This is a genomic window from Vulcanibacillus modesticaldus (assembly GCF_001730235.1).
GTDB classification, from domain to species: Bacteria; Bacillota; Bacilli; order Tepidibacillales; family Tepidibacillaceae; genus Vulcanibacillus; species Vulcanibacillus modesticaldus.
Genome location: NZ_MIJF01000018.1, coordinates 1 through 19,071, shown reverse-complemented (window position 1 = coordinate 19,071; position 19,071 = coordinate 1). Strand labels below are relative to the sequence as shown.

General features: G+C 32.1%; 24 protein-coding genes. 11 read left to right on the top strand and 13 right to left on the bottom strand.

The window, feature by feature from the left end; genetic code table 11:
• Positions 1 to 42: 42 nt before the first annotated feature.
• Genes BHF71_RS04790 through BHF71_RS04775 form a run of 4 tightly spaced genes read right to left on the bottom strand, consistent with a single transcriptional unit; the run spans position 43 to position 2,999 of the window.
• On the bottom strand, positions 43 to 276 hold the full coding sequence (locus BHF71_RS04790; RefSeq protein WP_069656532.1) for a YkuS family protein: 234 nt from the start codon (positions 274 to 276) through the stop codon (positions 43 to 45).
• A gap of 57 nt (positions 277 to 333) precedes the next feature.
• On the bottom strand, positions 334 to 519 hold the full coding sequence (locus tag BHF71_RS04785; RefSeq protein ID WP_069656531.1) for a YqzE family protein: 186 nt from the start codon (positions 517 to 519) through the stop codon (positions 334 to 336).
• 56 nt (positions 520 to 575) lie between these two features.
• A complete protein-coding gene (locus BHF71_RS04780; protein WP_069656530.1) occupies positions 576 to 1,091 on the bottom strand; it encodes a shikimate kinase in 516 nt (171 codons plus the stop codon).
• A 39-nt stretch (positions 1,092 to 1,130) separates the two neighbouring features.
• Positions 1,131 to 2,999 carry a monovalent cation:proton antiporter family protein gene (locus BHF71_RS04775; protein WP_069656529.1) on the bottom strand — a complete coding sequence of 623 codons (1,869 nt, stop codon included), beginning with the start codon at positions 2,997 to 2,999 and terminating at the stop codon, positions 1,131 to 1,133.
• Positions 3,000 to 3,286: 287 nt separating this feature from the next.
• Here BHF71_RS04775 and BHF71_RS04770 point away from each other — a divergent pair, with 287 nt between their 5' ends.
• Positions 3,287 to 4,090, top strand: coding sequence for a metallophosphoesterase (locus BHF71_RS04770; RefSeq protein ID WP_069656528.1), 804 nt, complete (start codon positions 3,287 to 3,289; stop codon positions 4,088 to 4,090).
• Between the two features lie 47 nt (positions 4,091 to 4,137).
• Here the strand turns inward: BHF71_RS04770 and BHF71_RS04765 are convergent, their stop codons facing one another.
• From BHF71_RS04765 to thiI, 3 genes are all read right to left on the bottom strand, one after another.
• A complete protein-coding gene (locus BHF71_RS04765; RefSeq protein ID WP_069656527.1) occupies positions 4,138 to 5,247 on the bottom strand; it encodes an MGDG synthase family glycosyltransferase in 1,110 nt (369 codons plus the stop codon).
• A complete protein-coding gene (locus BHF71_RS04760) occupies positions 5,244 to 5,828 on the bottom strand; it encodes a YkoP family protein (protein ID WP_069656526.1) in 585 nt (194 codons plus the stop codon). The genes BHF71_RS04765 and BHF71_RS04760 overlap by 4 nt, the downstream gene beginning before the upstream one ends.
• Positions 5,829 to 5,988: 160 nt before the next feature.
• Positions 5,989 to 7,215: a tRNA uracil 4-sulfurtransferase ThiI gene (thiI, locus tag BHF71_RS04755; protein ID WP_069656525.1), complete on the bottom strand. Its 1,227-nt coding sequence runs from the start codon at positions 7,213 to 7,215 to the stop codon at positions 5,989 to 5,991.
• 177 nt (positions 7,216 to 7,392) lie between these two features.
• Here thiI and selD point away from each other — a divergent pair, with 177 nt between their 5' ends.
• Together selD and selA are read left to right on the top strand one after the other, a co-directional pair.
• A complete protein-coding gene (selD, locus tag BHF71_RS04750; protein ID WP_176717307.1) occupies positions 7,393 to 8,439 on the top strand; it encodes a selenide, water dikinase SelD in 1,047 nt (348 codons plus the stop codon).
• A gap of 63 nt (positions 8,440 to 8,502) precedes the next feature.
• Positions 8,503 to 9,900, top strand: a complete 1,398-nt coding sequence (gene selA, locus BHF71_RS04745; protein ID WP_069656523.1) for an L-seryl-tRNA(Sec) selenium transferase — start codon at positions 8,503 to 8,505, stop codon at positions 9,898 to 9,900.
• A gap of 31 nt (positions 9,901 to 9,931) precedes the next feature.
• On the opposite strand, the gene BHF71_RS04740 is transcribed toward selA, so the two are convergent.
• From BHF71_RS04740 to BHF71_RS04730, 3 genes are read right to left on the bottom strand one after another with little or no spacing between them, the layout of a single operon-like run.
• On the bottom strand, positions 9,932 to 10,336 hold the full coding sequence (locus BHF71_RS04740) for a hypothetical protein (RefSeq protein WP_069656522.1): 405 nt from the start codon (positions 10,334 to 10,336) through the stop codon (positions 9,932 to 9,934).
• Positions 10,337 to 10,349: 13 nt separating this feature from the next.
• Positions 10,350 to 11,978, bottom strand: a complete 1,629-nt coding sequence (locus tag BHF71_RS04735; protein WP_069656521.1) for a carbon starvation CstA family protein — start codon at positions 11,976 to 11,978, stop codon at positions 10,350 to 10,352.
• A gap of 17 nt (positions 11,979 to 11,995) precedes the next feature.
• Positions 11,996 to 12,532: a DUF8052 family protein gene (locus BHF71_RS04730; RefSeq protein WP_069656520.1), complete on the bottom strand. Its 537-nt coding sequence runs from the start codon at positions 12,530 to 12,532 to the stop codon at positions 11,996 to 11,998.
• 238 nt (positions 12,533 to 12,770) lie between these two features.
• Here BHF71_RS04730 and BHF71_RS04725 point away from each other — a divergent pair, with 238 nt between their 5' ends.
• Positions 12,771 to 13,706 carry a cation diffusion facilitator family transporter gene (locus tag BHF71_RS04725; RefSeq protein ID WP_069656519.1) on the top strand — a complete coding sequence of 312 codons (936 nt, stop codon included), beginning with the start codon at positions 12,771 to 12,773 and terminating at the stop codon, positions 13,704 to 13,706.
• Positions 13,669 to 14,019: an ArsR/SmtB family transcription factor gene (locus BHF71_RS04720; protein WP_069656518.1), complete on the top strand. Its 351-nt coding sequence runs from the start codon at positions 13,669 to 13,671 to the stop codon at positions 14,017 to 14,019. Before BHF71_RS04725 ends, BHF71_RS04720 begins: the two co-directional genes overlap by 38 nt.
• A gap of 30 nt (positions 14,020 to 14,049) precedes the next feature.
• On the opposite strand, the gene BHF71_RS04715 is transcribed toward BHF71_RS04720, so the two are convergent.
• Positions 14,050 to 14,352 carry a hypothetical protein gene (locus BHF71_RS04715; protein WP_069656517.1) on the bottom strand — a complete coding sequence of 101 codons (303 nt, stop codon included), beginning with the start codon at positions 14,350 to 14,352 and terminating at the stop codon, positions 14,050 to 14,052.
• Positions 14,353 to 14,557: 205 nt separating this feature from the next.
• Between BHF71_RS04715 and BHF71_RS04710 the strand changes: the two genes are divergently transcribed.
• The 6 genes from BHF71_RS04710 to BHF71_RS04685 all read left to right on the top strand — a co-directional run bounded on the left by BHF71_RS04710 (position 14,558) and on the right by BHF71_RS04685 (position 16,729).
• Complete coding sequence (locus BHF71_RS04710) at positions 14,558 to 14,773, top strand: spore germination protein (RefSeq protein ID WP_069656516.1); 216 nt, start codon at positions 14,558 to 14,560, stop codon at positions 14,771 to 14,773.
• Between the two features lie 26 nt (positions 14,774 to 14,799).
• Positions 14,800 to 15,042 (top strand): spore germination protein GerPB, encoded by a 243-nt coding sequence (locus BHF71_RS04705; RefSeq protein WP_069656515.1) that lies wholly within the window; start codon positions 14,800 to 14,802, stop codon positions 15,040 to 15,042.
• A 22-nt stretch (positions 15,043 to 15,064) separates the two neighbouring features.
• Entirely contained in the window at positions 15,065 to 15,454 is a 390-nt protein-coding gene (locus BHF71_RS04700) for a spore germination protein GerPE (RefSeq protein ID WP_069656514.1), read from the top strand.
• 109 nt (positions 15,455 to 15,563) lie between these two features.
• Complete coding sequence (gene gerPC, locus BHF71_RS04695; RefSeq protein ID WP_069656513.1) at positions 15,564 to 16,178, top strand: spore germination protein GerPC; 615 nt, start codon at positions 15,564 to 15,566, stop codon at positions 16,176 to 16,178.
• Entirely contained in the window at positions 16,178 to 16,354 is a 177-nt protein-coding gene (locus BHF71_RS04690; RefSeq protein WP_069656512.1) for a spore gernimation protein GerPD, read from the top strand. The genes gerPC and BHF71_RS04690 overlap by 1 nt, the downstream gene beginning before the upstream one ends.
• Before the next feature lie 84 nt (positions 16,355 to 16,438).
• Complete coding sequence (locus tag BHF71_RS04685; RefSeq protein WP_069656511.1) at positions 16,439 to 16,729, top strand: hypothetical protein; 291 nt, start codon at positions 16,439 to 16,441, stop codon at positions 16,727 to 16,729.
• A gap of 207 nt (positions 16,730 to 16,936) precedes the next feature.
• On the opposite strand, the gene ptsP is transcribed toward BHF71_RS04685, so the two are convergent.
• Together ptsP and BHF71_RS12265 are read right to left on the bottom strand one after the other, a co-directional pair.
• Positions 16,937 to 18,664 carry a phosphoenolpyruvate--protein phosphotransferase gene (gene ptsP / locus BHF71_RS04680; protein WP_069656510.1) on the bottom strand — a complete coding sequence of 576 codons (1,728 nt, stop codon included), beginning with the start codon at positions 18,662 to 18,664 and terminating at the stop codon, positions 16,937 to 16,939.
• Positions 18,665 to 18,843: 179 nt separating this feature from the next.
• On the bottom strand, positions 18,844 to 19,071 hold a 228-nt coding region (locus BHF71_RS12265; RefSeq protein ID WP_084024083.1), incomplete at its 5' end, for a transposase.

Sequence of the window (19,071 nt, the reverse complement as noted above, 5' to 3'; positions counted from 1 at the left end):
AAAGAGCTATGGAGGATTTCCATTGCTCTTTTTTTAAAATATTTAGAAACGCTCAGAAATTTTTTGATACACTTCTTCAGGAGAAAGTCCATTAGCATTGATTACCGGTGCTTCAGAAGTAATATCTTGCATTCCTAAAACGTCTTTATCCTGCCCAGAAACTACAATCGCATCAACTTGATCTAAACTTTGGTTTAAATCAACTACCTCATATCCGTTGTTTGAAAGATAATCTTTAACAGGTTGTAAATTTTGCTCAATAGCGATTCGTGGCAACGAAAAACACCCCCTCTCTGAAATAATATGAACGAGAAGGAGTCTTTCTATGCAACTTTAATCATTTTTTTGAAATCGCCTAGCCATAATTTTTAGTGATAAAGGGATTAATCCAAACCAACGGGTTGAGAATGAATCATGATTCGGATTATGATAATCAATAGTTAAATTTTTCGATCTAGGATTATCTATACGCTCAACAAATTGAACGGTTAAATATTTAACTAAATCGTTGGCACTCATTGAAAATACTCTCCTTTTTGCTATTTAGTATCTACAGATTTAAGTTTTTTATTCATTTATAATTTGGATAAAATTTGGTCAACAATTTGTTCAATCTGTTTTCCATCAGTGCCAACTGTTAAATCAGCAATTTGCTGATAAATTTTTTGTCTTTCCCCCAAAATATCCGTAATCGTTGTTGTTAACTCTTTTCCATTATTTAATAACGGTCGGTCTTTGTTATCTTTGAGTCGATTGTAGATCTCATTAGCTGAAGTATCAAGGAATATTACATAAGAATCCTTCATAAGTTCTCTATTGTTTTTAGATAAAACTAAACCACCACCAGTTGAGATTACAGCAGGTAAAGAGGCTTTTATCGTCAGTTCAAAGATTTTTTTTTCTAATTGACGGAAATATTGCTCACCTTTAGTTTCAAAAATTTCTTTGACACTCAGCTGTTCACTTTTTTCAATCTCTTCATCGGTATCAAAATGTTTCACATTTAACCGCTTAGCCAACTCTCTCCCAACTGAGCTTTTTCCGGAACCCATGAAACCAATTAAAATAATATGTTTGTCTATATTTTTCATAAAAACACATCCTTAAGACCTCTTTGTGGCCATAAATATTCAGGAATCTAATGCAAATTTCGAAAAGTATTTAATATCATTATTCGTACCTACAACAAGTACAATATCACCCTGTTCAAATTCTGTATCGCCGTGCGGAACCAAGGTTTCACCATTACGATAAATTGAAAATATTAATATATCTCCCGGCATTTTTACATGGCGTAACTTTTTACCAATTATAGAAGGGTTAATAACTTCTACTTCTTCGATATGAAGATCCCGTTTATCCTCAAGAATAGTTGTAGTAAGTGGATGATGAATCATGGTTTCTAATAAACTTACTGTAGACATATGAGGATTTACGACTCTTATTTTTTCGTTACTCTGTGCTTTTTCAATATACACCGGATCATCTAATAAAGTAATTACTTCTCTTTTAAAATGTTTGACTATTCGGCAAGATATCTGGAAATTGACTTCGTTATTACCTGTCCCGACGATGGCAGCACGTGCATTTTCCATATCGATTTCATCAAGTAATTCCATATCCAAAGCATTTCCCCAAACAACTTCAATTCCTCTTGTCAACATGTCCTCAGCTTTATCCCGTTTAGATTCAATTATTAAAACATGGATACCGTCCTTTACTAATCTTTTCGCTAACAATAAAGTCTGTTTTGTCGAACCAATGATTACAATGTGTTTTTCTTCCTCAGTATTTTCCTGAGTAGGGATTAATTTCTCAAAGGTAATTGGAGATATGATACTAGTTAAAATAGAAACTAACAAAATAGCTGCACTTACTTCCTCAGAAATCGCCCCAATTTGCAAACCTATTGCTGCAGCAGCAATGGTTAGACTTAGTTTTGAAGTTAAAAGTACCCCTCCAGCAACCGCCTCTTTAAAAGGAAAAACTAATTTTAGGAGCAATGCAGGCAGTCCTTTTACAACATACACCAAAACAAATAATAGTGGCACTAATAATAGTCCCTTTGGATTTTTGATGAAAACCGAAAAATCAAAATTTACTCCTACTAAGATAAAAAAGATGGGGATTAGAAAACCAAATCCTATCGCATCTAATTTATGGTAAATTTCCTCTCGATATGTTTGGCTTGCTAGAGATACAACCATTCCAGCCAAGAAAGCTCCTAGAATCATTTCAACTCCAATATATTGGGTCAAAACTAAAAAAAGTAACATAACTGCAAAAGAACCTCTTATTCCTAGTTGGGTTGTACCATGTGCCAATTCAGCAAATATAGGATTGTCCTGTAATCTCGTACTTATTCGATATAAAACAAACACTAGCACCAATAAAACAAAAACCAATAAAATATCGAGAGTAAGCCCTCCCTCAAAAATCGAAAGAACTACAGAAATTAATAACATTGTTACAAAATCTGCCATCACTGCCCCTGTGATTATGTATTGCCCATAATTTGTTCCCGATAATCTCTTTTCTTTAAGAGTTGGCATAACAATACCTAATGATGTAGTTCCGATTATTAACGACATAAACATTGGATCACTAATTAAATTATATTTTTTCAAAATTAAAGATGATATATATGCCAATACTAGCGTTATTGTTAAGAGCAGCGTTGATAGAATAATTGGATTGGATAATGATTTAACTTTTGATTTGATTTTAGTATCAACGTTTTTATTTAATAAAACTTCAAAATCAATTTCTAGACCGGCTGTAAACATCAAATATGCTAATCCGAAAAACTGTAAAAATCTTAATGAATCATCCACAACTATAATATCAAATCCACTTTTCCCGATTAACATTCCCACTACAATTTCTCCAACAATTACCGGAATAGATACTCTTTTGAATTTTTTTAATAAAATTGGTATAAAAAAAGATAGGATCGTCACGATGAGTAACGAAGTAAGTGAAAATTCAATCTGTTCCATTGTGTTCCCCCTTAAAATTCTCTTTTTCCCAATTAACGAGATATCATCCATTGTAATACGATAGCAATTATATATCTACATTTAAGTGTCGATTATCCATATTATCGGATTATAAAACGGCTTACACTTATAAGTGTAAGTCTTTTTAGTATTTCCTATGTTATATACATTATTTCCATATATTAATTATATACAAGATGATATATTGTAGTTTATCATTTACTGTGTATCTTTTTTACAAAATAGTATTTCAACAATTATTTATTTTTATAGAAAAAGGTGATTACATGAGTTGGTTAATATTAATAATACCAATTTTTTATCTGTATTATCGTGCCCATAAAAATACCTACTATCCTAACCTAAGTCATATCAAATTAAAGCTAAATAGCGAAACACCAACGATTCCAATTCGAATCCTACATCTTTCTGATCTGCATATGGAAAAAATTTCAGTTACTCCAAAACAGCTCAAACAAAAGTTAGAAGACAACACTATTGATCTTATTGCATTAACAGGTGATTATTTGGATAAGTATAAAAGTATTGATAAATTTTTAAACTATTTATCTGTATTACATCAATTGAAGCCCAAATATGGTATTTATGTAGTATTTGGCAATCATGATTATTTATTAAAAAGTAAAATTGATCATTTTCAACAAATTATTGAAGAAACAGGTGCAGTCGTTTTAAGAAATGAAAATAAAGTTATAAACATCAACGGCCAAGACATTAACATAATCGGAATAGATGATTATAAGACAAAACGAAGTGATATTAAAAAGTCGTATGAGGGCATAAAACCTGGGATCAATCTTGTTTTAACTCACGATCCTAATATCGTACTCAAGATGAATAATTATCATTTTGATTATTTATTATCAGGTCATTTCCACGGCGGTCAAATCTTTTGGCCAAAGCCATTTCATTTGATTAAAATGGGAAAATTACCTCGCAAAAAAATAATAAAAGGCTTAAATTTTCACGAAAACAAACCATTTTACATTAATGAAGGATTAGGCCAAACAGCTTTAAATATCCGACTTGGTTCAAGACCAGAAATCACACTTCACACTTTAATTTCCTAAAAATAATTCTAAGAAAAATCCCCTATGTATTGCCAAAGCACAGGGGATTAAATTTTTTTATTCTGATTTAACAATATGTTAGAAATATAGATTGCAGAATCTGGTTTAGCAATCTTTTGTTCCTGCTGTATCAGTTTTAGATAAAAGTTAGGATGGTAATATAAGTACTTAGTCCAGTACTGAATATCCTCTAATCGACTGATTCTGATTACCGATTTCATTTTTATCAAGAATTTAGAGTTTTTCTCCTCCTGCCCTGGAAGTGGTCTATATATCAGAATTGGAATCGGTACTGATAAAGCTTCAGAAATCGTTAATCCTCCAGCCTTAGATATTAAAAGATCATTATTTTTCATTAAAGTAAAGACATCTTCTTGATACTTTAACACTTTAAGAGGAACATTTAGAGTTGACTTCAATAGAGAAAGTTCTCTAAATAATTGCTGATTCATGCCAGTTACCACAGTAATTGAGATAGGTACATCTTTTACTAGATTTAGTGAACAAATTATTTCCTTGATACTACCAAGTCCAAATCCCCCTCCCATAATCAAGATCCTAAACTTTTTTTTCAAATCCGCCAAAAAAATTTTTGATCTTTTGGTTGAGTAAAAGAAGATGGGATCAATTGGAATGCCTGATACAAACACTTTTGAAGGGTTAACCTGATATTCCTCGATCAGCTTTGTTTTAAATTCTTGATGAGCTACAAAATAATAGTCAATGTTTTTATCTACCCAAAAACTATTTACTTGATAGTCAGTAAAAACAGCTGCTAAACGATATTTATTTTTTGTTTTTAACATGGATAACGCTGTTAATCCACTTGCATGAGTAGCAATAATTAACTCTGGTTTTTCTATTTCTATAAACCTTTTTAATCTTATAATCATTATATATGCGATAATCTTTTTAAAATAAAGTGCAAACTTTGATTCTCTTTGATGCATCCACCCCCATAACTTCGGGATTTTTTTGAGAATCGTCATATAAATCACCTTTACAATTTGTTCTAAATTTTTGCTAACTATTGGCAATAAATTAACAATCTTCACTTCATGAGAAATCTTGCTGCTTTCTATTGACTTAGCAATAGATTCTGCTGCCTTGTAATGTCCTTTACCAGCCATACTTTCAGTAACTATCAAGATTTTCAAACCTGTTCCTCCAATTGCTTAGAATGAAAATATAAATTTAATAAATGCTCTTTAGAAATATAAACTCTTTTTAAGGTTAACTCTTCTTGACGCCTTTTGATCCTTTTTCTCCCATCAGGATGAATTAATGATAGAAGAAAAATTAAATATTTGTTTTTTATTTTATATCTCAGCTTATTTGGTACATACTCAACATCAAATCCTAGCTTACTAACTCCTCGATGTAAAATTGTTGTACCGATAATTGCCTTAACATTTTCACCTTTGGGATGCTGTTCTACATATCTAGCTAAACCTGGTAAGGAATTTTTGACGATCTTTAAGGCAGTTAGGCCTAATTTAATATCATTGTCTATTCCTTTTAACATTTTTGTTAGTTTATAATTATAAATATGTAATTTGACAATCGGATCACCATTATTTATTTCCACACCATCATGTGTAACCAGTTTAGGACCCCGATATTTACAAAAAACTACCCTGAAGATATTTCCATTTTCCTTATCAACATATTCAATCCGAGTCAAATGCTGATAAATAAAATCATAAATCATCCAAAAACGCAATAACCCGTCATTCAATTCCTAACTGCTCCTTTCTACCTGTAGTGAAAACTAATGAAATACAAGTAGCAAGTTTATTTTTTCCGCTAAAAGGTAAATTAATACAAATGAATACTGAAGTACGTTACTGTACAAAAAAAGTATCCCAAATTAGGGATACTGATCCAATACAATATTATCATTTTGGTAACTCAATATAATCGTCTTTTAAGACATCCTTTACCGTAATATTTGAATATGGTGTAAAAGTAACCAATCTTGTCTTCTCTAGTGCTTCATCAATTAAATCATCAATTGGCATGTATTTTTCCGCCTTTTCACTCACCTTAATAGTCGGCTTAGTAGCTGGATTTTTAGGTACGAACAAAGAACAACAATCTTCAAATGGACGAATTGAAGCCTCGTAAGTTCCAATTTTTTTAGCAACCTCAATGATTTCTAACTTGTCCATTGTTATTAAGGGTCTAATAATTGGAATATTAGTCACTTGGTTAATAGTATGCATGCTATGTAATGTTTGACTGGCAACTTGACCTAAACTTTCACCAGTAACTAATGCCAATGCCTTTCTTTTTTCAGCCAATTTTTCAGCAATTCGTAAAAACATCCTTCTCATTATAGTAATATAATGACTTTCTGGAGCATATTTTCTGATTTCGGATTGAATCTCCAAAAACGGAACAAAGTGAACCTTAAATTGACCGGAATAATTCGACAAAACTTTAGCAAGATCCAGTACTTTTTCTAACGATTCTTCTGCTGTTATTGGATAGGTATGGAAGTGAATACCTTCAACTAGTAAACCTCGTTTCATTGCAAACCAGCTAGCAACAGGACTGTCAATTCCACCAGAAAGCAGAACCATACCTTTTCCACTAGATTCACCAGGCATTCCACCAATCCCTTTGATCACCTCAGAAAAAATATATGCCCCTTCTTCGCGAACCTCAATGTTTACGGTAACATCTGGATTATGAACATCAACGGTTAGATTTTCAGTATTTCTTAATATATGCGACCCAACTTCATATGTTATTTCAGGTGATTTCAATGGGAAATTTTTATATGGCCTTTTAGTCTCCACCTTAAATGTTTTAGGTACAGGTTTGGATTTTTTAATCAATTCTAAAGCAGTTTTTTTAATTTCTTCAATATCCACATCTGATTTCTTTACTGGACTAAAAGAAATTAATCCAAATACTTTTTTCAACCTTTCGGTAACCGTATCACTTGCTTCGCCATTTAACTCCACATAGATTCTTCCAAATGTCTTAGTTACCTTGGTTTTTTCTAGGTCTTTTAATACATTCCTAATATTTTGTGCCAATCTATCTTCAAATTTATAGCGATTTTTTCCTTTTAACGCTATCTCACCATATCTAACCAAAATATAGTCGTAATTCATATAAACACCCTTTTCTAGCTAAATATTTTCCCATAAAGAACATAATATCAAAGTTTTAGTCATTAAAAAACACTTAAAACCTTTTTCTGACCAAAAAGAATGATTTTTCTTCCATTTTATTTTATACTTATTATTAGTCTACACAAAAGGAGGGGTTTCATAATGGATTTGATCAATATGAAAGACAAAATCCGTTTAACTCAAACTACTTCTAAATCTGGATGAGGCTGTAAAATTGGTCCCCATGACCTGGCGCAAGTTTTGCGTCAATTACCAAAACATGAAACAAATCCTGATGTACTCGTTGGTTTAGAAACCCCTGATGATGCAGGTGTCTATAAAGTTTCTGATGATTTAGCATTAATACAAACTTTAGATTTTTTCACGCCGATCGTTGATGATCCATATATGTACGGACAAATAGCTGCCGCTAACTCTTTAAGTGATATCTATGCTATGGGAGGTCAACCTTTAACTTGCATGAATATTGTTGGTTATCCAATCAACAAATTAGGGCCAGAAATGCTGGCAGAAATTCTAAGAGGAAGCGCAGATAAAGTTAAAGAATCCGGTGCATCATTGATTGGTGGTCACTCAATTGACAATGTAGAACCGATTATCGGACTATCAGTAACTGGAAAAGCACATCCAGGGGAAATATGGACTAATGTTGGTGCAAAACCAGGAGACAAATTGATAATTACCAAACCAATTGGTGTAGGTATTCAAACAAAGGGAATTAAAGATGCTGTTTTAGATAAAGTAAAAATTAAACGTGTAACTGAAGTAATGTCTCAGTTGAATAAATATGCTGCTGAAGTAATGAAAGGTTATCCTATTTCTGCTGTAACTGATGTTACTGGCTTTGGGCTTTTAGGCCATGCACTAGAAATGATCACAAAAACCAATGTTGGTCTAGTTATTGATTCATCTACGGTTCCAATTCTTGAAGGAACAAAAGAATTAGCGATTAAAAATGTTGTCCCTGCTGGAAGTAAGGATAATCTAAGATGGGTTTCAAAACACACTACTTTTGCTGAACGTTTGGACTACCATGACCAGTTGATCCTCGCTGATGCTGTAACTTCAGGAGGACTACTTGTGGCAGTAAAAGGTGATATGGCTGAAACATTACTTGAAGAAATGCACGACAATGGAGTAATTGATGCCAAGATCATTGGTGAATTTACAGATAAACATCCAGAGAAAATTATTGTTATTTAATGACTATTTTGTACCCACATCTTTTGGTGTGGGTGCTAATAGCTATTTCGAGGGAGATATGTTATGTTATCAATTAATCAAAAGGAAGCATTGAGAAATTTGCCGGCTGTTAATACTATATTACAATTACCAGAGATCAAAGAATTGATCACAAAATCCAATTTTGAATTAATTTCAGACATTACAGCTAAAATTATAGATAAAGAAAGGGAATCTATCTTAACTACAGAAAGCCCTAAAAACATTAGTATTTCAGATATCCTTGATAAAATTACTAACCAATATAACAAATTAACTTCGGCACATTTACATCCTGTCATTAATGGTACAGGAGTGATCCTCCACACCAATCTTGGGCGAGCAAAACTTTCTAAAGAAGCAATTTTGGCAGTTCAAAATGCAGCTGTCAATTATTCCAACCTAGAATACCGTATAGATGAAGGCAAACGTGGTTCTAGATATGAACATGTTGAGGAACTATTAATCCAAATTACTGGTGCTGAAGCAGCATTGGTAGTAAATAATAATGCTGCTGCTGTTTTTTTAATCCTTAGAGAAATGGCTAAAGACAAAGAAGTTATTGTATCTAGAGGACAACTCGTGGAAATAGGTGGTTCTTTTAGAGTTTCAGAAATTATGGTCCAAAGTGGTGCACATTTAGTAGAAGTCGGAACAACTAATAAAACTCATCGTTACGATTATGAACGAGCTATAACTGACCGAACAGGATTATTAATGAAAGTGCATACAAGTAATTTTAAAACAATTGGTTTTACCAAAGAGGTTTGCTTAAAAACCCTCGTAGAAATTGGTAAAGAAAATAATATTCCAGTCTACGAAGACTTGGGAAGTGGAGTCCTCTATGATCTGAAAAAACATCGAATTGGAGAAGAACCTACTGTTCAAGAAGCTGTTGCAGCTGGAGCCGATATCATATCTTTTAGTGGAGATAAGTTATTGGGAGGTCCTCAATCAGGGATTATCGTCGGCAAAAAACAATGGATAGAAAGATTGAAAAAAAATCAGTTAACACGTTCTCTAAGGATCGATAAAATGACTTTGGCAGCATTAGAGGCAACTCTAAGACATTATGTACTTGATGAAGCCGTAGAGAAAATCCCAACGCTACAAATGATTTTAATGAATCAAAAGACAATAGAAGAACGTAGTCAATTATTATATCAAATGCTTCTCCCCATCGTTGATAAGAAAGCGACTATCGCAATAATTGATGGTTACTCTGAAGTTGGTGGTGGTTCTTTACCGGATGTTAAACTTCCAACCAAATTAATCGCAATTAAACCAAATAATATATCTTTACACCGTTTCGAGCAAAAACTAAGAACCAATCCTCCGAATATAATAGGCCGTGTCAATGATGAACAATTTTTATTAGATGTAAGAACCTTAGGATTTGAAGAATTCCCAATTATTCAAGAAAAAATAAATAGTGTTTTATAAAGAAAAGAGAAAGGTATAAGCCCTTTCTCTTTTATGATTGTTGAATTATTTCATTTATTTCATCAATAACCTTGCTAGAAAGCTGTTTTTGACCCGAACTTATCAACCTACCGTTACAAACAACCGCAGGTGATCTTAAGGCAAAGATAGTTTTCAATGCTTGCCACAACGAGACTCGATATTTGAAGATATCCTTTACTAATCGAGGAAATAAATAGGCGTGATTTCTTGGATCAACAACATCCAAATTGATCAAATCACCATACTGTCCTTTCAATCTTTGATAAAGTTCTCCTGTGGATTGTATTATATCATTTTGATTCGAAAATAGGTTTTCTTTCCCAACTTCTCTTACGAATTCACCTTCAAAGGGAACACAACAGGCTGCTATAAGTTCATCCTGTTCCCTCACGATAATAATACTATCTTTGCTCATCTTAAAATCCTTTCTACGCACTTACTCCAGAATTATTGCTAACTTGTTTTAAAGTTTTTCTAGCAAATCCTGCTAGGACAATAGCAAGGATAAATAATGCGATTGCAACAAATGATAATACGAATTTGCCGCCCAAAATATTTTTATAAATAAGTTGAGCTAATGCTGATAAAGTAACTGCAAACATGAAGTACATAGGATATTTCACAAAGCCATTCTTTTTACCGATTTTAGCTAACCATACAGATACGGCAAGTAAGGCAATTGCTGCCAATAATTGGTTAGCCGAACCGAAGATAGGCCAAATTGCTTTCCAGTTACCAACTGCTAATGAACCAGCCGCTAGTACAGTAATGATAGTTGCAAAGTAAGGATTGGTTCCAATGTTTTTCTTTGTTGTACCAGTAGCCTTATCTTTACTTTCAAATAGCTCTTGGAAAATATAACGCCCAAGTCTTGTAGCTGTATCTAATGTAGTTAAAGCAAATGCAGAAACCACAAGAGAAGTAAATGTCACACCAACATTATAGGAAAAACCTAACGTTTCTAAGAAACTACCTACACCTCTAGAGAATAATGCTACAGGACCACCATCAGCTAAACTAGCAGCATAATCTCCTTGAGATAACATGATAGCAGTGATCAATGCGATAATTGCTAATGTTGACTCGATTAACATACCACCATAACCGATTAATTTAGCATCAGATTCCTTATTTAATTGCTTAGAAGTTGTCCCGGAAGAAACTAAGGAATGGAAACCAGAAATGGCTCCACAAGCTATAGTAACGAATAACACTGGGAACATCCAACCTAAGTCAGTTTCAAACCCAGCAAAAGCAACGAATTCAATTTTTGGATTATAGAAGAATAAACCAATAACTGCTCCACCAAGCATTGCATACAATAAGAAAGAATTCAAATAATCTCTAGGTTGAAGTAAAATCCATACAGGTACTACTGAAGCAATAACAACGTAGATTAACATTAAAGCAACCCATGTATTAAAAGATAATACTAATGGGTATTGTACTCCAAACCAGATTGCAAAGATTAAAAGTGCTACACCGATAATTGTTCCCAAAACAACCGGAAAATTATTACGATAAACAAAATAACCATATAAAATTGCAATAGCAATAAATAATAATGAAGATGTACCAGCTTCAGGTACTTTAACGAAAGTTTTAGCTACTACGTTAGCAAACGCAGCGATAATTAAAACTAAAGTTAACCATGCGAAGATATTAAACAATCTCTTACCAGTATCACCAATAGTGCTATCAATAATTGCGCCAATAGACTTACCTTTATGACGAACAGAAGCCACGATAGAAGAAAAATCATGTACTGCTCCAAGGAAAATCCCACCTAAAACTATCCATAAAAAAGCAGGTACCCAACCGAATACAGCTGCAGTAACAGGACCAATAATAGGAGCAGCTCCAGCGATTGAAGCAAAGTGATGCCCTAAAAGAACAGGCGCTTTAGCAGGTACATAGTCCACACCATCATTAAAAGTATGAGCAGGAGTTTCTCTTGAGTCATCTAAATCAAACTTTTTAGCAAGATAAGTACCATATGTCTTATAAGCTACTAAAAATAAAATTAATGCAATTGCAATCAAAACTAATGCACTCATAAATTAACCTCCTCAAATCATTTACTAAAAAAATTAATAATTCCCTTTTTTCTTTTTATACCTGTTGGTAAATAGAAATCTTGAACCTCCTTCCCTTTTCTATTACTAATCACTCTATTTGAGTGAAGACTAACAACCATGAGCCTGACTTCTGCCCACCCCTTAAATGAAAAGGCATAGATTTTTTTGTGTTTAAACTTTTTAATTTTATTCTCTAAATCCTCAGGAAAATTGCTTGTTACCATAACCCCCGTAATCACACTAGACATATGTTCATTATGTGGATCAACTAATTCTTCTAAAGCATTTATTAAAAATTTCTGAAAATCTTCTATAGTTTTTTCGTTAATGGTACTGAAGTCCTTTAAAAAAATATATTCATAATTTTCAGCGCGCCAAACCTTAACTTGCTTTGAGGCAAAATATTTTTCGTTAAACATTTCCATTTTTGCAAACAAAGGTATATCAAGATTTAAAAAGTTTATATTTCTTTCTATATCAAAATTTCTTTCTAATCTCTTTTCAACCAAATCTGTGTATTCGCTTACATTCATATTTATGCATCCTCCCCTTTTTACTTGGGTTACAATATTCATTATACAATTACTTTTTTGAGATTTAAATAAGCTTTGATATATTAGAAATATTGAAATAATTTGCATTATTATGTGATATTTCTGCAATTATATTCTTGCTCTTGTTATTATAATATTCAAATGAATACTTGAATAAATGTTGTGATTTTGTTACTATTATTTCAGAGTAATTATATTTTATAAAGGAGTTATTAATATGGGACATGGACACAATCATAGTCAACATCACTCTCATACTAATCAAAAACTATTAAGACAGGCCTTTTTTATAATCACAGGTTATATGTTTGTTGAATTTATTGGAGGTATAATAACTAATTCCCTTGCACTTTTATCTGATGCAGGTCATATGCTTAGTGATTCTGTAGCATTATTATTAAGTTTATTAGCATTTTGGCTTTCAATTAAACCGGCCAATTCTACAAAAAGTTATGGTTATAAACGTGCAGAGATTTTGGCTTCTTTGTTAAATGGATTAACTTTGATATTAATCGCCATCGGTATTATCTATGAGGGGATCAAAAGAATTTATTATCCGCCTGAAATTTATGGTTTAGGAATGTTTTGGATAGCTATTATTGGCTTACTCGTAAACATCATCGCAGCCTTCATTTTAATGAAAGGTGATAAGGATAACCTAAATCTCAAAAGTGCCTTTCTTCATGTAATAGGCGACCTTTTGGGATCAATTGGGGCAATTGTCGCCTCATTATTAATTTACCTATTCGGATGGAAAATTGCAGACCCTATAGCCAGTTTATTGGTAGCAATACTTATTTTAGTTGGAGGAATTCGAGTAACATTTTCATCAATTCATATTCTTATGGAAGGTGTACCAACCAATATTAAACTAGATAATGTGCGCAATGCTATTTTACAGTTACCTGAAATCGAAACAATACATGACTTACACGTATGGTCGATAACATCTGACGTTTCAGCTTTGAGTTGTCATGTAGTAATAAATAAAGATAAAGCCACTGAAAATGATGTTATAATTAATAATATAAAAAAGATAATTAAAGAAAATTTTGGAATTAAACATAGCACTATTCAAATTGAAAAGGAAGACATTTGTGAGAGTGGTGATAGTTGTGACGGAAACACACATTTGCAAACTGAACATCATTGATCAGCAAGAAATAACTGAAGATATTTCTAATATACCAACGGAATTGATTGCTAATTTTTTTAAAGCATTTTCTGATATTAATCGAGTAAAAATAGGGTATTTACTTCTTAAACATGACAATCTTTGCGTGCATGATATTGCAAATGTAGTTAATTTGTCTATTGCCAATACTAGTCATCACTTACGACTAATGAAAAATTTAGGAATTACTTCTTCAAAAAAGCAGGGAACTTCAATTTTATATTCTCTGAAAGATGAACACATCAAAAAGATCTTAACCATTAGCTTTGAACACTTACTTGAAGATAAATAGTGTCCTTTTATTTAGGACGCTTTTTTTTTATTAACTTTGTTCACCTAATATTTTGTAAATAATAGCTACTGAAATGTCTATTTCTAACTGTTCAATATATATTTTGGTATTATTAGATATGAGTTCAGAAATTCTACATTTTAACTCCTTCAATAATATTTCTTCAGTTATATAATATTTTTTACTAACGACAATATTGAATTGAGCAATATTAATGATCTCTTGTTTCAGACACAACTGTTTTAATGTGTTAGAAATTTTATCAAATAATTCCTTATCTTCAATTCTATCTTGATCTAAATTTTCCGCTTTAACTGAACCTTTCCCGTACATAATCCCTCTTCCTTTCTATCATGTCTTATTACTAAAATTCTTTACATTTATACGCTTAAGGTAGAGAAATATTCTTAACCATTAGCTAGGCACAAACATATATTATTAAAAAATATTTCATTTATATACTAAGACAATCGCAAGTACGTATTATCAATTTTATTCATAAAATAAATTATTAATTTACTAAAAAGGATGTTTTGCCATGCCTTCAATCATTGGAAACATTAAAATCGTTAGCGTTTCGGGGGTTGTTAATTTTGGAGACTCCTTTTATATCGCTCCAAAAAGCACTTCTAAAACCTTTGCTGGTGCTGGTTCATTCAGTACTGGAGATTTTCAATTATCTAAACAAGGGATAACAGGGCAAACAAATATTGATAACGACGTTGCCGACACAACCACAGCCGCAAATGCCTAAAAATCCTATTCCCTAGAGGTGGTAAGATGAAACTCATAGTACATCAGAGTATAGTTGTTTATAATTTAAAAGTTGGTTCAATTAGTAATTCTTCAATATTACAAATAGGTAGCTCTGGTATCGTTAATACTCTTTCTAAACTTTATAATACTGGTGGATTCAGTGCACCAGCTAGATCTCCTAAAAGAAATGACCTTCCCCTCGTAATCCTCCCTTCACCTAATAGCAATAGCCATGTTGTAGAAACTTATGGGTTACAAAACAAATAGCATCACTTGAGGTGAAGCCATTATGAATAGAATTTCAAAAGTAAACAATATAAAAATTATCAATGTTATATCTAGTGCTACTGTCATTACTGGGGATACAAAAATTATTGAACCTAGGGCAAAAATCTTAGCAGTACAAAGAGAAATTCCCATTTTTTATGAAGATGAAGGAAATATATACGAATACCCACTTTTTTTACGTCCAATTCCAAAACCTGTTGCATTAAAAATACCTGTTAAGACGAAAGTCTTGAACATAAAACCACTGATTGAAGTTGATAATATAAAAATTTTAAGTATTGCTGCCTCAGGTGTTTTTCAAATCGGTTCAACAAATTTTATTGACAATCAAGTTAGAGTCAAGCATTTTCGTCAAATTTTGTATGATAACCCTTCTTTCCAAAAAAATTAACTATAAAAATGGGCATTCACCTACACTCTTTTTCTGCATAAAATAAAGCAAAACTAAATTAAGTCGAGATTTCAAATTGTAAATGGACGTAAAAGGAGCTGGGTTGAAGATGTATCCAGTTAATGATTTTTATCAATATCTTGAAGAAATTCAAAAGAAAATTGAGTTGCAGAATAAAAAGATAAAAAAATTAGAAAATGATGTCAGACAACTACATTCAGAAATAGCCTTGTTAAGAGAAGAGAAGCCAATAAAAGTAGAGAAAATAGAATATAAATTTGACCAATTAAAAATCGAGAGATTGGATGGAACGTTAAACATTGGCATAACACCTTATAAAACAGGTTCCATTGAAGAATTAGTTGTCGATGGAGATTCAATAGATGAAGTTACAATACCGATAAAAAAGAACTATCCTGATCTAATTTATAATATTAAAAAATTAATTAACGAATATTTAAACAACGAGGCAAGTAATGTGATTAATAAGATCGCTAACAAATACGACTATAAATTAGATGATTCTTATAAACAATTAATTATTAATGATATAGAAAAACAAATTGATCAACAGGTCGAATTATATTTTAAGCAGATGTATAACAAGATAAATGATAATAATTTAAAAGAGATAGAAGAAACGATTATTAAAAAAATACAAAAAGACATTCAAAGAGCAATCGAAACCTTTATCCTACATTTACCAAGAAAGGAGAATGATTGATGGAGTTCACTGTGATCAATCATGGGATTTCAATTGGTGATATAAAAATTGGGGCTGTCGCTAGCTCAGCAGTTTTTTTAATCGGTGATGCTCAAGAAATTACACCGTCCTCTATCTTTGACACACCACCTGAATCGTTAATAATCGGACCAATGGTTCCATTATCTCCTGAATAATAAAATAGTTGCAAAAAAAATAAAATCATTAAAAATATGATATGGTATAATGCAGAAAAAAACATAAATAGATATGGTGATTTTGTGAAAGCTATCGAATCATTATTAGAGGAATTAAAATCGGTTTTAAAAATTCATAATCAAAAACCTTATCTTCCCTATTGGGGTGATTTATTCATTATTCTTAATCAGGTTAAAAAAATTGCTATTAAAAACAATGAAGATGTTTATTTTTATCAAATTAAGCCAAGTGGTAAGTTAAAATACGATTATAAAAAAAAGCAGTTTATAGTAGAGGTTCCCGACTTGAATATCTTAGTCAAAGATGATGAATTAATAGACTCGTTACTAAATGGTAGGTTTATCCCTAAATAAAGGTATATCAAAAATATTATTTAAAAAAAAATCAGAGTTTTTTAAAAACCTCTTCATAACATAACAATTCTTTTGATATAATTTAGTAAGATAATCTTTATTTCTTCCTAGAGTTCGTGGTAGAATAAGGGAAATGAGAGTTATTTTTGATTTGCCCATCTTTTGAATCGAAAAGATGGGCTTTTTTTGTCATTAACCACTTAAACATCAATAATCTAAAATTCGAAATCTATCCTTTACCAATTTAATAACCTCATCTGTTGTTGCCATCGATAATACTTTATCAAGGATTTTAGCTGCTTCTGCTTTAGATAGTGTGGCTAATTGCTCTCTTACAGACAGGATAGATGACGGACTCATACTAAAGTCATCTAACCCCATCCCTAACAGAAGCGGAATCGCAATAGGGTCTTTCGCCATTTCTCCACACATCCCAACCCATTTACCCTCTTTATGAGCTGCTTTAATCACCATATCAAGCAATCTTAAAATGGCGGGATTGTATGGTTGATACAAATATGAAACTTTATCATTCATTCGATCAGCTGCCATCATAAATTGAATTAGGTCATTTGTCCCAATACTAAAGAAATCTACTTCCTTAGCAAATTGATCCGCAAGGATAGCTGCTGATGGAATTTCTATCATCATGCCTACTTCAATGGTATCTGATACTTCTCCACCTTCTTCAACTAACTTATTTTTCTCCTCAATCAATATCTGCTTTGCTTGTCGTAATTCATTTAACGTTGCAATCATTGGAAACATAATTTTTAAATTACCATAGCTGCTTGCACGAAGTAATGCTCTTAAATGAACACGGAATATATCTTGTTTATCTAAAGTTAATCGAATAGCCCTAAATCCAAGGAATGGATTTAATTCTTTAGGTAAATTGAGGATCGAGAGTTCTTTATCCCCACCAATATCCAATGTTCTTACAACGACAGGCTTACCACGCATTTGTTGAAGCACAGACTTATAAGCCATGAACTGTTCTTCTTCAGTTGGAAGTTTTTCAGCTCCCAAAAATAAGAATTCAGATCTATACAATCCTATTCCTTCTCCACCATTTGCAATTACATCCCGCACTTCATCTGGTGAACTAATATTGGCTACAAGTTTAACGACATGCTTGTCACGTGTAATAGTAGGTTTATCAATCAATCTTCTTAACATGACCTTATGTTGTTCATACTTTTTTTGTTTTATTTGATACTCTCTAATAACATCAGTGGATGGATTAACGATTACTTCTCCGGTGTTTCCATCTAAAATAAGTAATGCATTATTAGTTACTTTTTTAAAAACATCCTTCACTCCAACAACTGCGGGTATTTCCATTGATCGAGCCAAAATAGATGAATGGGAGGTTATTCCTCCAAGGTCTGTAACAAATCCTTTGATATATTTTTTATCTAACTGAATTGTTTCAGAAGGAGTTAAATCTTTTGCTACAATTATTACTTCACCTGAAATGGTTCTCAGATCGAGATAATCTCTGCCTAAAATATTAGATAATACCCTTTTTGTCACATCATAAATATCAGTGGCCCTTTCTATAAAATAATGGTCCTTCATTTTTTCGAACTCTTTAATAAATCCTGTTGCAACCTCATTTATTGCGAACTCAGCATTTAAATGTTCTTTTTTAATCTTATCTTTTACCATTTTTATGAATTCAGGATCTTTTAGGACTAATTGATGTGCAAGAAATATTCTTGATTTATCTTCTCCTAATTCTCTATTAGCTTTATTTTTAATTTCTTCTAAATCTGAAATAGTTTTTTCAAGCGCTTTTTCTAAGATATTAATTTCAGCATCAATATCTTTTATTTTTCTTTTTTTGATCATTAGCTCTGAATTTTCAAGAAGATAAGCCCTTGCAATTGCTATTCCCTTCGATGCCGCAATACCTTCTATTTTCATAGACATTACTCCTAAATACTTTTACTCTAATCTTTCCATATGCTTAGAAATTTTGCAAGTGCCTCGATTTACATCCTTCGTTACACTTAAGTAGAGAAAAGACAAAAAAATAGCCACACTAGCTAGGCTATCTAGTAAATTAAATTAGACATGCCTAAGGGCATGTCTCAGACTGAAGACTAACCTCATGCTAAATTACCTAGTATGAGGTTATTTTTGTCAAAAATGCTTAAAATCTTGGATGAAATAAAAAATTGAGAGCGATTCGGACGTCTCTTCCACGTCCAATTCGCTAGCTTTTTCAAATTCATGGCAGCAAAAACTAACATCGCCTGCATCGAGACTTTTTTCAAACCTCTTAACGTAGTCCAACGCAAACCATGTTTCTCTTTCATATCTGCAAATACTCTTTC